The organism is Paenibacillus anaericanus, assembly GCF_003994475.1.
GTDB lineage: Bacteria > Bacillota > Bacilli > Paenibacillales > Paenibacillaceae > Fontibacillus > Fontibacillus anaericanus.
Genome location: NZ_RZNY01000044.1, coordinates 10,404 through 25,058, shown reverse-complemented (window position 1 = coordinate 25,058; position 14,655 = coordinate 10,404). Strand labels below are relative to the sequence as shown.

The window sequence follows — 14,655 nt, the reverse complement described above, 5'->3', positions numbered from 1 at the left end:
CTCTTCCTCGTTATCTCCCAGCTCAACGGCTGCTCCATAATTCGGTACTTGCAGCTCTTCCTCGTCTTCAATTCCTGCTAATTCCCTACGCCAACTAAGTTCAGTTAATGGATTCTCTATCCTAAATCGTAAAGAGTCTGCCAAGTCCGAAATCACTATATTTTGAGATAGCTTATCTATATTTTCCTGAATTTCATCTAAATCGCCGTTGTAGATGATATATGGAGTCTGATTAGCTTCTAATGTCTTAATCGCAGTGTCATACCAAAACAGCATTGGATCTACAATAAAAATTAAGTTTCTTTCACCGGTTGATATTTCTTCTAGTTGTCCTTTGCTACCAACGTTACTTACAACATCAATTTTTTTGATAAGTTTATTTACCAGGCTAGTTGACCGTAACAATGTATATATTTCCACGCTTAACTCCTTTCTATGGGAATCATTTATAGTAGGTTGACTCTACTAAACACTTCCATTTTTATTTGTCTGTCAGCGGTTAAAGAAATACTATTTACTGCATAAGTTTTCTCGTTTATCTCTATTGCTGTACCTTGAGTTATAACCGAGCGGTTTTTAAATATCTCACTGTAAGGAAATGAGCCTAAGAAGCAACTTGAAGAGAAGATTTCAATTTGTAATTCATCCTCTTTCGTTTCCTCTTCAATCACTTCATTGAGAGCAAGTTCCCCTACCGTCTTCAGCAGTGTTTTTTCATTTTGGTTCAAATCATTTGAATTTTTAAATATGTAGTCACTGGCAAGACCATAACTGACACCAACTAGCCTCTTCAGATGATCTCTTTGCGATATTTGTGACAAGAAAGCCCCTCCTTTCCACTTATTTAATTAACAACAAAGTCATACACCTGGAGCGCCGCTAATGATTCTGCCAGTTCCATATCATCCGGAATAATCACTAAAACTCTCTCGTACTCACGGACAAGGCGATAATTTTTAACTGCTTTTACAATGTCCTGAGGTTGACCTGTAATGTTAGTGTCCAGAATTAGCAAATCGACCTCATCCATATTTCTTATTCGTTGGATACATAACTCCAGATCCGTCCAAGTCAATTTCCCGTAGTGCTCATAAATAACCTTAGTCCCTATTAAAGCTTCATTAACTTGCTCCCGGTATGTTTCAGATACTAAGACCGCAATCATTGTTCCCCCTCCTTTGCTTTTGATTGAACCTCTAATAATTTCCGGCTTTTACCCATGAATCAGAATTAATACTAAAAAAAGACATTTAATTATTAATTTTAATAGTTTTTAAATTTATATTTATCAAAAATGATAACTTTAGCAAAAACAAGTGTCTCCTTTTTAGTTTTTTTGCGAAGATTAATTCATAAATTTATTAAATATTATTAGGAGGGAACCTCCCATTGAATCTCGGGGAAAGACTACGTGCAATAAGAAAAAGTAGAGATTTTACACTACAAAAAATCCATGAAAGATCCGGAATATCAATCGCAACACTTTCAGAGTGGGAAAATAATAACAGAAAGCCAACAATAAAATCATTAACTAGGTGGGCTACGTCTGTAGGAATTGATTTCTGGGATATATTTTTTGAATACCCTAGTGAATTCACTCCAACTGTAGAAGAAATTGATATGCTTGTTTTATTTCGACAACTAGCAATGAAAGATCAAGAACATATCTTAGCTATTCTAAAACTAATGGCTAAAAAACATTAATTTTCTCTTTGGTGGGGCGGCTTGAAATCGGTAGGATAAGCCCCCTCCATTTTTTCGGGCGAAAGTAATTCGTATCCCTGCAGGGAATTGTCTTTTACATATAGTTGTATAAATCCTGTAAATAACAAAGATGCAATAGTTGTTTCTTCACTCCATGCATCGAGTAGAAGGGGCATTTCATCTCCAAACTCCAAATCACCCTCTTGTTCATAATTCGAAAAAACCTTTCCTAATCCATCATATACATCTGCCCTTTGTCCGAATTGAGCTAAAGATATAGCATTCTGCCTTAAAATCAGTATCCACATTAAGGCCTTAGTACTAATATCTTCAGTCTCAGAGTATCCAGGATCGATAATAAGGTTAAAAATACCTGATATTCCTTCTGCTTCTCCACGCCGACCATTTTCGGTTTCAACATAGTATTTCTTGGATGGTTGGGTATTACCTACAAGCCATGTTCCCATCTCTATTCCTCCAATCTTTTCTAATTGTATTTTACACTATCGTGTAAAAATTTTCTACACTTTAGAATAAATAATTTCGTTAATGTGAAAATTCAAGCACGCCCACGTAAGAAAAGCCAAGTTGCCGCTAGTCGATCCTCTTGATTACCAACAACATCTAAGAACTTTCTGAAATGCTCCCTCTCTGTTGTTTCTGTACAATAATGTTCAAATCTAAGTTGGTTTGCTCGATCCGTCAATCCTGGAGTAAATCTGCTTTGTGGTGAAGTATTTTTAATAACAGCTGACTGGTGTACGATACTATTAGCAACTTGAATTTGAGCCTGCCATTGTAAATGATCTAATGTACTATTTGGATATCTCATTTCTATAGTGGGCTTAGAATTTACGTTATCTACATTTGTTGCATTAAATAAGGAATAACGTGATTCCGAGAGTCTTGCTCTAGCTTCTGCAGCATCTTCATTACCTCTAATACGTCTGATTCTATTATTATTCAGTGGTATCGTATACCTTGACCCCCTATGTCGACCATGAGTCCCATTTCGATAGGCTTCAGAGTCGGCTCCACCCATTCTGTAGAATAGTTTTTCATAACCTAATCCAATACGTGATAGACGCTGCCATGCATAAGTTTTATGATCAAGTGGACCAATACCAATATGAATATGCCCACCCGTGCGTTCGTTAACAGTAGCTCCCTTTTCTCTTAATATTCTTGTTGCCTTTTCAATTTGTTCCCATGTCTCACGTCTATCAAAAAGAATCGGAGATACTAACTCTAATCCATTTTGAAGACTTCCATCCCTTTCTAACTTCCAAAACCCTGGTCTTCCTCCTGTAGAATGATAGCCGTTGATTCTTGCCGTATCTAATATTCCAGCTTCATGTAGAGCATTTGCAATTTCAACCCTATCAATGTTATATGGAAGTTCAAATTCAATTTCTATACCAAACGAATTACCTGTTCCACCCAAAACATTTTCATATTTGTATTCCCACTCATTACCTGCTTTTGATAATAAATCTTCCCATGCAGCATTATCTTCTGAAATAAAAGTTCCATCAAAGGCTTTGTTTTCCCTCCATACTTCTAACACGCCTTCTCTCGCTTCTTGTTCACGCCAATCAACAAATTCAAAAGACCTTCTGGCTTGTCTCCTTGCTTCTTCATCAAGATGATCTCTGAGTAACTGCGTCGATGGTGATACAGCTTGGCCTCTAGCAATCCTATGGGCCTCCATGTGCCTACACGATTCACCTGTACCCTGCAATCGGTATCTAAAGTCCGGACAGGTACATGAGGTTTCAGTGACATCATAAGTATTACCTCGGCTAGTTATTACCTGAGCATGATTACCATCACAAACCTCAACACGCACCTCCTCCATTCGCCCTAGAGTTCGTGACATGACCTCAACATTATGTGTAGAAGGTAGTTGCGTCTGACCACGCAAGCGTTGTCTATAGGCAGCTTGTGAAGATAATATAGCAGCATTCTCTATCAGTCCTACATCTAACTGACGACCAAGACTCGAAGCATACTGTAATGCTTCTTCAAAAATCACTCCAAATCTCCTTACGCAAACGGGACCCATGCTAACACTAATTGATTTTGGATTCGTTAAGCGCCTACCGCAAATACGGCATACTGATATTCGTTGTGTCATCGTTTATCATCACCTAGACTGTCTTTATTTTTTGTCGTATTCCCAGACTCCTGATTCTTGACCTTTTTTGTGAGAGGAGCACTTCTAGTCAATCTTTTTATTAGTCCTGAACCATCACTCTTATCAGTTATATTATTTGAAAAGGGCTTCTTATCAGTTCTCTCCACATTAGTAGAGGTAGAGGATGATTGACCTCCCGTTACTCTAGCTTCTTTTGATGATGAAGAACTATCTTTTCTAACTTGATCGTTTCTATCAGATCGTTCACTACTTTTTTTAGGTGTTAAAATATTGGTATCTGAAGTTGGCCCCCTCTTTACATCTGCAGTTCTGTCTACGTCATTCGAATTACTTCTTCCTGCAGACGACTGATTGGTTCGATTTTCATTTTTAGTTAGTCTCTTTATTCTAGGAGCCGCACTGGAATCTGTAGGTTTACTCTTATTAGGATTTTTATTAGGAACCAGTTTTGCCTCTTCATTAGGAGTAGCCATACCAGGTGAACTCTTTGCATCATGTTGCTTATCTCTCTCTATTCGATCATTACTATCATTTTGATTTGTCGAGCCTACTATTTTTCCCGAATTCACCGGCTCTCTCTCTATTCGATCATTACTATCATTATGATTTGTCGGGCCTACTTTTTTCCCTGAATCCACCAATAATGTCGTATCTTTTCCCTTAGGAGCATCAGCTCTTGTTAATCTCCCCGCATTTCCTTGAGGTGATTCCTTTCCAAGTTTGTCAGGATTACCTGCTTTGTTTGAACGTTTTAGTGTTCCAGGTATTCTTGTTTGCTCTGGTTCTTGTTGAGTGGAAGTTTCTTTATCACCAGCGTCCCTAATTCTATCTTTGCTTGCTATTCGATCCACACTACGATCTCTGACCAGTCTTCTTTTTCCTGTTTCAACTGTCGCCTCTTTGTCAGGATTTACTCGATCGTTACTACTTTCCCTACTAACTACACTATCTTGCCATTTATCGATACGATCCCCTTTGACTATATTTCCTCGTCTCCGATTATTGCTACGATCGTTATTAAAATCCTTGTCTTGTTCTTCCGCTATATTTGATTCTTTTTTATTTCTCCGACTTCTTTTATAACTATCAAACCCTCTTCGTGCCTTTCCTCCAAACATCTTGTTACATAAAAAGAAAAACAGTACAATTCCGAGCAGAAAAATAATAGTTATTAAAGATAAGGAGAGAGCAAAATGCATATCAGGTACGGTACTAATTAAATCGATCAGGATAATAAAGAAAGTTACATAGACCTGGACTGAAACTGTAGCTACAAGTATGAACCCAAACATTTTTCCCCATTTCATTAAAAGAAATGAAGAATCCAAAGGAGTAAATGAAATTGGAATCATCACCATTGCACTTAATACAATCAGAACAAATGTTATGAACAATCCTAGAAATATGATGCCAAACACCAAAAAGAATACAAACCCTACGATACCAACGATCAGTATAAAAAGAGATATTAAGAAACGATTTCCCGACGAAAAGGCGGTTTTATACTCTTCTTCATGCCACTGTTCAAAACTAGCTACAATGTCTGATCTTTCGTCTGACTCTTGAGGAAATGATAAAATTAACGATGACCATTTAGTTCCAGCCTCAACCGTTGTTTTTGTTTTTGCTGATAATTCCGCTGCTTCCGCTGCTGTGACCGTAATATTTGGATCCCCTACTTCTCCTCTTCCGAACGGGGATTCAATCACGGCATTCCAAGCAGAGGTATAGAGTGATACTTGATTTGAATCGTCAGAGCCAAGTATTTTACTTGAAATCTGCTCACCGAGTAACTGAGTTGCTTCATTAGCCTTAATTATCACCGCACCGGAAAGGGATACAACTGCAGTTGCAATAATAAACGCTAAACCGAAGTTAACAACCCTCTTCCCTATATTCGCAAGATTACCACGTCGATAATCTTGAATCATAAAGAAGATGCCAATGACAATGAAGAATCCCAAGAAATACATAATGATATCCCAAAGTCTACTTGAAACCATCTCCATAGCCGTATCTAATAGACTATATAGAACCGTTGGGTTCTTCCCAAAATCAAAGAACATCAACCCGAATCTGTACAAAAATACTATGAGTAAAAAAAGTACTATTGCAAAAATATACAATGGATTAAGACTTCCCAATAAACCGCTGGGTGGATCCCAACTATAATTACTTATTGGTGAGTGATCAAATCCTTCAATTGGTGGAAACCATTCTTCAGCTGCAGCATGAGTGACTGTAGACATTAGAAGAGTAGTGAATACAAGTATCAAGCTGCTCCAAAATAACTTTGTTCGCATATTTTTGATGCTCCTTTAGTCAGGCGGTGTGGACCCAAGATATTTACTCAGTTCCTCATCCAGTGCAGTGATTTGCAATTCACCAACATTTCCTTCTGGATCACGTACCAATCCCATCCCATCTCGGTAGATCTCCGAGAAAGTTTCCATCCAGTCTTCTGGCCGTTCTTCTGGCATATCCATTAATTCATGCAATGCAAATTTCACTTGCGTTGGTGAATCCATACGGAGCATAAATTTCCATCCGAACATCCCCGTTATATCCTCTTCATCATCGCCTGTTGGCATTTTTGCATCTGTAGCATTTTGAGAAGCCATTATTACAACCATTTTCTCACTTCTAGACAGACGCAAGGCTTCATTATACAACTGGACCCCTTTTGAAAATGTCTTTAGAAACCAATATTCTTCCCAAGCTAACACTTTTAGTGTTGTCTGCGGAAGACTCGTCAGGTACCTCAACGCCAAAGTCATAATAGCAAACATCATTGCTACTGAAAGAGATTCCGTTAGATTCCAACTTTCACGTGGAATCCCCTTATCAGGTAGTGTTAACCCACGTGTGATTGTAACAACAAAGCGCTTATTCTCGAAAATGTGTTTTCCGTCATCACGTCCAAAAATCATTCTCCCAATACCATGAGAAGGAAGAGTTTTTAGAAAACGCATTATGTACTCTGCGTGTTCCCTATCTTTAGGATTCTTATGATTATTAGCTATATCCTTAATAACATCAAAATATTGATACATATCCCATACTTCTGTTCTGAATACCCTATTCAGCGCCTCAATAATGACCAAATTTCGATATTCGTCGTTTTTCTTATTAAGTATTACTTCCAATATCCCTAATGCTGCATCGTAACACTGTTCTTTAGTCTGACCGAGCCTAAAGGGAGTAAAAAATGTATTTGATCCTGGTGTGAATGAGATAACACGACTTATGGATCGAATCTTAGGATGCTCACAGAATACCTTCCAATCTCCTTTAGGATCATTGGTAAATCCATACGCTCCCCACATTAGAAGATAAGCCATCAAAAGTTTCATGAGATATGTTTTTCCTGCTCCCATAATTCCTGCAATTAAAACGGCACCTGATCGGTTCAGAGTTGTCATTGGTCTAACCGGGTCCATAAATACCGACTTACCCGTTAAAAGGCTTCCCAATAGAAACCCTATCGGATCTCCAAGTTTTCGAACCCCAAAGGGCACTCCCGATGCGAGTACACCAGGATCCATAGCCATTTCATAGTTTGTATTAAGTACTTCACCAAAGGGATAAAATGCCTGGAACAATTGTTTGGATTCAGCAGTAGGCTGACTTAATGTTACTTCCTTATCTTTTGCGTAATCTTTTAAATCTTTAATACGACTATTTAACAAATCCAAGTTTTCTGCCCCAACTGCAAATACTGCCTTGATAAAGCCTAACGGTTGCCTTTCTCTAAATTTTTTCCAGAGTTCATCAACTTGCTCAAGGTTATCCATCAACTCCTCTGGTATTTCATACTGCCCAAACATTTCACTATCTTCAGATCCACCTTTGCGCCATTCTTTAGCCTGTTCCTTCGCCCTCTTATTTTTCTTTTCGACTTTCGCTTTAGCCACACTATGCGCTTCCATACGAACGTGTATAGCACAATCTACAGGAAAACTAAGTCTTTCCATGACCCCATAAATCCATTCTCTTCCGGTCGGATTATCTTCATTAAAATCAGTAGGCACATCAAGTACTGGTAAGAAGGCTTGATATGAAATTTCGTTGTTTCCATGATGAACTTCTATGTGTTTGTCTAGTTGATTCATTTTCCCTTCTGTTAATGTTAGTAATACCGCACGATTAGGACGAATACGTTGGTCTCCTTGAGTCATAATATGACAAGGAAATGGATTAGGTATTATAGGATCAGGATCCTTGATACCTCGAAAATATCCCTTTTTCAAACACCATTCTGTTTCTTCGAATGTCGCTGGCCTTAGATTTTTAAAAGTCAGTAACTTGAGTAACTTTTCGGACTGTACACAAGCCTCATCTATATCACTTTTAGATAATGTAATCGTTGAGTCGAAAATATTTGCCTTATCTCTAATCGATTTAACGCCTTCCCAAACTCCCTTTAGAACTGGCAGCACACCGTATTCGCTCTTGAGGTCATTTTTCAGAGGGAAACAAATTACATTCAATCTATCAAAAGGTAACTCCTTTTCTAAGTAATCTTTTGTTAAATCAACTTGTTTTTTCCACCAAGATTCTGGAGAGTACTTTTGAATACTGTTACCGATCTGTTCCGCTGAGTATTGACGAGAAAGTAGAAATATATCGTACTCTCCTATTGCCGCCATTAGTGCAGTATCAGTTCGACGGATTTCAGATACTTTTCTTTGCAAAGATACAAAAGCGTATGAGGAGCCTTCAAGGATAAAGTAAGCGTAAGGATTTCCCTTATCATCAAATACTCTGTTTTCATCAATTAGACTAATTGGCATCATTATTCATGTTTCCCCTCCCGTCTTTTTTTTGGTAGGTCCGATATTCGAGAAATTCTATTTCCCTGTACTTCATAAACACCTGGTCCATAGTTTTTCCCCTCAATAAATTTCACCTTTCCCCGTTTGATCACAATATTGGCTGGTTTATATAATGCAAACTTCTTTATCCCTTGTCCTTCAGCTGGTAAACTACCACAGATATTTCTTTGTGTCTGATAAGCTTGAGCTTGTATTGAAAAATCAATTTTCGTTCTATCATATTTACACTTCGTCCAACCATCAGACCATTTGGGTTGAATAAAGTATTTGGTATAGTCCCAAACCCATTTAACAACTGACTTACCTTCCGGATCGTACCTACGCAGGTATACTGCAATTAAAAAAGATACGATAAAAGCTAAAACCCAGTTGATTGGACTTACTAGTGCTGGACCCAATGAATGAGCTCCCAATATCGATGATAAAATTGGTGCGATAGTGAACCGGATTATAGGGAGAATTACAAATGTAATTATCCCTACATCTGCTGTAATCCAATATTCCTTAGGCAGTCGTATTACTTTTGTTCCTGTACCCAATGTGGTAATTTCCGGTTTAACACGAAATAGTTTTACATAAGTTCTGTACATAATTTAATCACTTCGGCAAATTCGTTTTTAGCTGGCCTGCCCAACCAGCAATTATATCCGGGCCAATGATCAATAATAGCAAGGCTATTCCAACTATAAAATTAACGAAAAACTGGGCTGTGTTTCCCTTCTTATAATTGTCAATCAGCTTCCCAAGCATGATGACCAAAAAATATGCAAATAACAGTTTGATGACTAATGTGAAAATCGAATCTAATAAGGGTATTCCAGTGATTGCGTACTCTGAAAAAATACTCATTTAAATTCCTCCTAAAATTAGTGTTAAATACGGAACAATAAAGTGATACCATATATCTCCTAAGAACTTTAATTCGCCTACCTGTAGACATAATGTAAACAGTGCATGCAAGCAGAAGATCGTCCCAAGAGTTTGAAATACAATGAATAAGATATTTTGGATAATCGAATAAGGCTGACTAGATACTGATAATAAATTTGGTAACAAGGCAATACGGTAAGGTAGCGGCCAAAACAATTGAACGCCCTCTTCGTTGAACATATCCAAAATAATATGAGATAGAAATGTACCCACCCAAGTCCATATGATGATCGGCTTGAAGTGGCTATACCTAAGATAAAAAAATATCAAAGCAACAGCGAATAATGAATGTGTAAATCCCCTATGCTTAAACAACACTGAGATGAATTTTGATAAAATATTCATGCCTGGTTGAAGTGATAATGATGATCTACGGTGGTCAATGTCACATAATAAAGCGAAGAATGCGCCACCTACTATACTTGCTGTAGCCACTACAAAGGAGTCAGGTGGATATTGAACTAACAGATAACCAGACAAACATATCCCTGCTGATCCATGTACTTTCCCATTCATTTCAAAGGTCTCCTAGTACACATTTTTCAAATAATATTTTTCGTTATTTTCAACCATATCAGTTGTCACCTTAAGCCCTACTGTTACATCTGTAATCGGATCTAAAACTTCTACAAAAACTAAAACACGATAATCCTTTTTCCCAGACTTGAATATTTGTGTTGATAATACCTTTTGAAACTTGTATCCACCAGGAAACGGGTTTATTGTTGCATCATCCGTAAAGTAGTTACTTACGTTACTAATATCACCCCCTGCAAAGATACTCGGAAATGTCGCTTCAATAATCGGCAAAATTAACTGTTCATCAAGTACATTTTCATTTTTTGGAACCTCTATTTTTTCTAGAGGGATTTCTCTTATCTTCGGTAACCCTGACACGACATAACCTTTTAACGAATTACTAATAATGTCCAAGTCTATGGTGTATCTTCTTTGTATATAGGTTGGTGCATCCTGATTATCCTTAGCTGTCTTCTCTACCTCTCCTTCCTTCTTCTCCTCCTTCACTTTTTTTAATGCAACTGTCCATGTTTCAACAGATACAGAGTATCTACTACTGTCATACTGTTCTACCTTCCCAGCTTTGACTTCCTGAACCCACTGCTGAGTATCTTTTGATTTTGTAAGTAATTCTGCCATGCTTGGTGCTATTAACTGCAGTTGATCTTTCCTTTGTACAATATTTGAGTCTACAGTCATGTATAGCTTTGCTATATATTCAGCGAATGATTTTACATCTGCATACTCTTGCTCTGTCTCCCTGTTACCTCCTACAAGACTCCCTATTCCTCCAAATGCACCAAGGATTATGAGAAGTAAAATTGCCCAACTTGAGATTTTCTTTGTGAACATTCCACACAGTCCCTTTGCTATTTTTTATAAAATTTTTATTATTTTTTATTATTTTTAATAAATATCAGGCAAAAATTTTTCCGGATCTACCGGATCACCATTTGGCATTCTTATCTCAAAATGTAGATGTGGCCCCGTTGAATTCCCCGTATTTCCAGAAAGCCCTATCAAATCCCCCTTCTTTACTCGATCTCCTACCTTTACGTTCCTTCGAATTAAATGAAGATACCTCGTTGAAAAACCGTTGTCATGTTTTATATTTATGTAATTTCCTGCAGCTTTTGAGAATGTGGATTTTTCAACTATTCCATCAGCAGCGGCGTATATTTTTGTTCCTTCTGGAACAGCAATATCTGTACCAGCATGAAGTTTCCACTTTTTATCGATTGGATGATATCTCTCGCCAAATGTACTAGATATTCGATATTTACGGTCAATTGGCCATGCAAAGTAACTACCACTAATTTCTATTGAACCTTGATCGGGACTAATTCCGGAACCAGGTTCTATTGACTTCACAATTGATAGAATTAAATCTTTATCCTTTTTTAATCGTAACGAGCCAAGAACATCGTCGAGAATTTCAGTATTCTCCTTAAAAGAAACTTTTTTAACTTTACCCGTTGAGTAACTGAATTCGTATATTCCCAAGTAAGTTTTAATTCCTGTTAATACCTCATCACCTTCAATCTTTTCAAAAACTAGATCTCTTGGTGCTAATTTATAAGCAATATTTTCAATCCATTTAACATCATCTTTACCCTTCAAACTAGCAATAGCTATCAGTAATTCAGGTGGAATTAATAGATCTTCCTGTTGCATCATCGTAATAACATGAGCTGGAATCCCGACTTCCTTTTGGTCATTCTCCGGATTAATCCATTCAGCAACTCCGAGCCACTTGTCCGCTATAATTTGAAAATCAATGTTTGAAAGATCGACGTCACCGCCATATATCCATTCCTTAACCTGCTCAGCTGCCTCGCTTACGGCCCTTTGTGGAAGTGTTACAACTTGCATCGCCATGCTGATAATAACAAACATCATCAAAGCAGCCCCAAATACCTGAAGAAGAAAAAAGATTACTGTTATCTTAATCAGTCTTTTTTGCTTCATATAAACCTCTGACTAAAGTCTCTATCTTTGCTACAGATATAGAAACTTGTTCTACCTTATGACCAATATTATGATTTCGTATATCTCTTTGATTCTCCTCAACCATCGATATCCCCGTCATCACCAGATGAACAAAACCTCTTTTGCCAAGGGCCTCATTAATCATCAAAAGAAGTTCATTTCTAACTTCAATTTTTTCTCCAGTAATCCAGTCTTGATATTCACGTGGAATGGTAATAGATGTTGCATCTCCTATGTCTTTCTTATTCCTATTTCTTGTTGTTGCGCCCAATTAGATCCACCCACTTCCCGGCATATCCAAAGCCCCTCTCATTTAATTTAATCGACATTTTTTTTAAATGCTGCTAACAAAATACGTATTTAATATTTGTTATCAACTCCTTTCAAATGATATATTGGGAATTAACTTAAACAGCACGAAATTTAAGTTAGTTAATCTTTACCACTATTTTGCCACAATCTGCTAATGGAGGCTAGTCTTTTTTTACTAATTTCGATAAATTTATAGGTGTATTTTCTTATTTACGACAAATTTTTCACCATTTTATTACATTCCAACACATTTGAATAAAATCCCAAATTTAGGTTCTTATCAATTTTAGATTTAATATTTATATATAAATTTTATAATTAAATTTTATATTCAATTCTTATTCCTTATATCTATTTTTAACATCAATATTAAGAATTCATATTATTAATATTGATTACACATCTATATTAAAATTTAACTTTCACTATTATTTTTTAGAATCAATCTTCGATACTATAATTTAATATCAAAAAGTAATATTAACTTTTAATATCAAATTATAATAGTAATATTAAATATTAAATGTTAATTTTAGTTTTTACAATTGCTATTTTAGTTTAATAATAAATATTCATTATTAATATTAATTTTTCTATTGAATGTACAAACTTACTTTGGTAATATAATAGTTAATAGAACTTTAAAATAGGAGGTATTTATATGGCTATAAAAATTTCATTTGGAATACAAAAAGGTGGGGTAGGTAAAACTACTACAGTAGGAATTGTAAGCCATCTACTTTCCAAAGAAGCGAAAGTACTAGCAGTAGATTTTGACTCACAAGGAAACCTTACACATCTGCTCAGTAGAAGGAGTGTTTATGACTTTCAGGGGAAGAGTGTACTTGAAGGTTTAGTGGAGAAGAATGCTAGTAAATACATCTATAAAGTTGATGACAATTTAGATATATTACCTGCAGAAGATACTTTGATTACGCTGACTAGATATCTATATAGGGATTATAAGGGACACCCTTTAACATTATTAAAAGAAACACTGGAACCCCTCGAAGATCTTTATGATTACATAATTTTTGATTTACCTCCAAATTTAGGTGAACATACTCTCAATGCATTAGTGGCTAGTGACTTTACCATACCAATTTTACAAACTGAGCCATTCTGTTGGGATGCGTTACCAAGGTACTTAGAGACTATAGACTTACTCTGTTCTTCCGACAGTGTATATGAGAAAGCTATAGCCCCTGACTTGAAAATACTAGGAATACTCGCTACTATGTCGGATGTGAGAAGTACTACAGATAAGAACATTTATGAACTTGCAAAAGAAGATTACAAGGATTTGATGTTTGACACCATCATTAAAAGACGTAGCCGTATCAAAGATTTTTCCTTAACCGGAATCTCCGAACAATACGCCAATGACCGTGAAGGTTTAGAACAATACTACACATTTGTTGAGGAGCTGAAAAAACATGTCGGGAAATAGCGCAAGAAACAACAAAAGAGATTTGCTTAGATCAATGTCACAACAAAATGCGCCAACAAATCCAGGTGATTTGAAGGAAACAAAGAATGAAGATCCAGAAACGATTTTAAAAGTCGGGAATAATGAGGTAATTACTCACGAAAAGGTAACAGTAACCGAAGAAAAAGGTACTGATCTTCGAGACAGTCCACTCTTTACTATACAACCAAAGCAAAAAAAGTTACCGAAGGCAGTAACACATACAGTTATCACACCAGAAATTGAAACAACACTATTAAATGAATTTGATAACATCCGATCCCACCTGCAATACAGTAGAGCAGAATTGCTTGAATCAGTAATGAGGGATTACATTACTCTTGTTAAACAAACAAATCCAGAATGGGCCGAAAAGCCTGCTCCAAAATCCGGTCGAAGAAGACGTTAGACTTTCCACTTGGAAAGTCTTTTTTTCTGTTCATGAGATCCACCAGCTGCTCGATCGATCCATAGCATGAGAGCTACTGATTACCCTTCAATCTTTAACCTGGCTTCCAGGAACGCTCCTGGATCCGCTTCAGTCCTATCCATGTAATACTTAAAAACCTCCTGCAGCTCTCCACCGGCTGCTTGATCCATACTCATCTACGAGGGCTGCTGCTTTTCTCTTCAGGTGTTATCCTGGCTTCCATGACGCTCCTGGATCCGCTTCAGTCCTATCCATGTACTTTAAAAACCTCCTGCAGCTCTCCACCGGCTGCTTGATCCATACTCATCTA

Annotated in this window: 16 protein-coding genes and 1 pseudogene; 3 read left to right on the top strand and 14 right to left on the bottom strand. The window is 36.9% G+C overall.

Annotated elements, in window-relative coordinates; all coding sequences use genetic code 11:
* From EJP82_RS26035 to EJP82_RS26025, 3 genes are all read right to left on the bottom strand, one after another.
* Positions 1–420, bottom strand: a 420-nt coding sequence (locus tag EJP82_RS26035) for a hypothetical protein (protein ID WP_148125760.1), incomplete at its 3' end; no start/stop codon positions are given.
* 26 nt (positions 421–446) lie between these two features.
* Positions 447–821, bottom strand: coding sequence for a hypothetical protein (locus EJP82_RS26030; RefSeq protein ID WP_127194994.1), 375 nt, complete (start codon positions 819–821; stop codon positions 447–449).
* Between the two features lie 23 nt (positions 822–844).
* Positions 845–1,165 (bottom strand): hypothetical protein, encoded by a 321-nt coding sequence (locus EJP82_RS26025; protein ID WP_127194993.1) that lies wholly within the window; start codon positions 1,163–1,165, stop codon positions 845–847.
* A gap of 224 nt (positions 1,166–1,389) precedes the next feature.
* Here EJP82_RS26025 and EJP82_RS26020 point away from each other — a divergent pair, with 224 nt between their 5' ends.
* Entirely contained in the window at positions 1,390–1,704 is a 315-nt protein-coding gene (locus EJP82_RS26020) for a helix-turn-helix domain-containing protein (RefSeq protein ID WP_170220308.1), read from the top strand.
* Here EJP82_RS26020 and EJP82_RS26015 read toward each other — a convergent pair.
* From EJP82_RS26015 to EJP82_RS25970, 11 genes and pseudogenes are all read right to left on the bottom strand, one after another.
* A complete protein-coding gene (locus tag EJP82_RS26015; protein WP_127194991.1) occupies positions 1,701–2,171 on the bottom strand; it encodes a hypothetical protein in 471 nt (156 codons plus the stop codon). The genes EJP82_RS26020 and EJP82_RS26015 overlap by 4 nt on opposite strands.
* 92 nt (positions 2,172–2,263) lie before the next feature.
* On the bottom strand, positions 2,264–3,739 hold the full coding sequence (locus EJP82_RS26010) for an amidoligase family protein (RefSeq protein ID WP_170220307.1): 1,476 nt from the start codon (positions 3,737–3,739) through the stop codon (positions 2,264–2,266).
* 12 nt (positions 3,740–3,751) lie between these two features.
* Positions 3,752–3,841 (bottom strand): annotated as a pseudogene (locus tag EJP82_RS28975) (DUF6011 domain-containing protein); the annotation flags it as partial.
* A complete protein-coding gene (locus EJP82_RS26005) occupies positions 3,838–6,165 on the bottom strand; it encodes a hypothetical protein (protein WP_127194989.1) in 2,328 nt (775 codons plus the stop codon). The gene EJP82_RS26005 and the pseudogene EJP82_RS28975, both read right to left, overlap by 4 nt.
* Positions 6,166–6,180: 15 nt before the next feature.
* The gene (locus EJP82_RS26000; RefSeq protein WP_127194988.1) at positions 6,181–8,658 is read right to left on the bottom strand and encodes an ATP-binding protein; all 2,478 of its coding nucleotides are present in this window, start codon (positions 8,656–8,658) and stop codon (positions 6,181–6,183) included.
* Positions 8,658–9,287 (bottom strand): TcpE family conjugal transfer membrane protein, encoded by a 630-nt coding sequence (locus EJP82_RS25995; protein ID WP_127194987.1) that lies wholly within the window; start codon positions 9,285–9,287, stop codon positions 8,658–8,660. The genes EJP82_RS26000 and EJP82_RS25995 overlap by 1 nt, the downstream gene beginning before the upstream one ends.
* A gap of 7 nt (positions 9,288–9,294) precedes the next feature.
* Positions 9,295–9,546 (bottom strand): hypothetical protein, encoded by a 252-nt coding sequence (locus tag EJP82_RS25990; RefSeq protein WP_127194986.1) that lies wholly within the window; start codon positions 9,544–9,546, stop codon positions 9,295–9,297.
* Entirely contained in the window at positions 9,547–10,143 is a 597-nt protein-coding gene (locus EJP82_RS25985) for a metal-dependent hydrolase (RefSeq protein ID WP_127194985.1), read from the bottom strand.
* Between the two features lie 12 nt (positions 10,144–10,155).
* Positions 10,156–10,998 carry a hypothetical protein gene (locus EJP82_RS25980; RefSeq protein ID WP_127194984.1) on the bottom strand — a complete coding sequence of 281 codons (843 nt, stop codon included), beginning with the start codon at positions 10,996–10,998 and terminating at the stop codon, positions 10,156–10,158.
* Between the two features lie 54 nt (positions 10,999–11,052).
* Positions 11,053–12,114 (bottom strand): M23 family metallopeptidase, encoded by a 1,062-nt coding sequence (locus tag EJP82_RS25975; protein WP_127194983.1) that lies wholly within the window; start codon positions 12,112–12,114, stop codon positions 11,053–11,055.
* Entirely contained in the window at positions 12,092–12,406 is a 315-nt protein-coding gene (locus EJP82_RS25970; protein ID WP_127194982.1) for a hypothetical protein, read from the bottom strand. The genes EJP82_RS25975 and EJP82_RS25970 overlap by 23 nt, the downstream gene beginning before the upstream one ends.
* Before the next feature lie 702 nt (positions 12,407–13,108).
* On the opposite strand from EJP82_RS25970, the gene EJP82_RS25965 reads away from it, so the two are divergent.
* Both EJP82_RS25965 and EJP82_RS25960 read left to right on the top strand, forming a co-directional pair.
* Positions 13,109–13,897 (top strand): ParA family protein, encoded by a 789-nt coding sequence (locus EJP82_RS25965; RefSeq protein WP_127194981.1) that lies wholly within the window; start codon positions 13,109–13,111, stop codon positions 13,895–13,897.
* A complete protein-coding gene (locus EJP82_RS25960) occupies positions 13,884–14,324 on the top strand; it encodes a hypothetical protein (RefSeq protein ID WP_127194980.1) in 441 nt (146 codons plus the stop codon). Before EJP82_RS25965 ends, EJP82_RS25960 begins: the two co-directional genes overlap by 14 nt.
* The last annotated feature ends 331 nt before the right edge of the window (positions 14,325–14,655 follow it).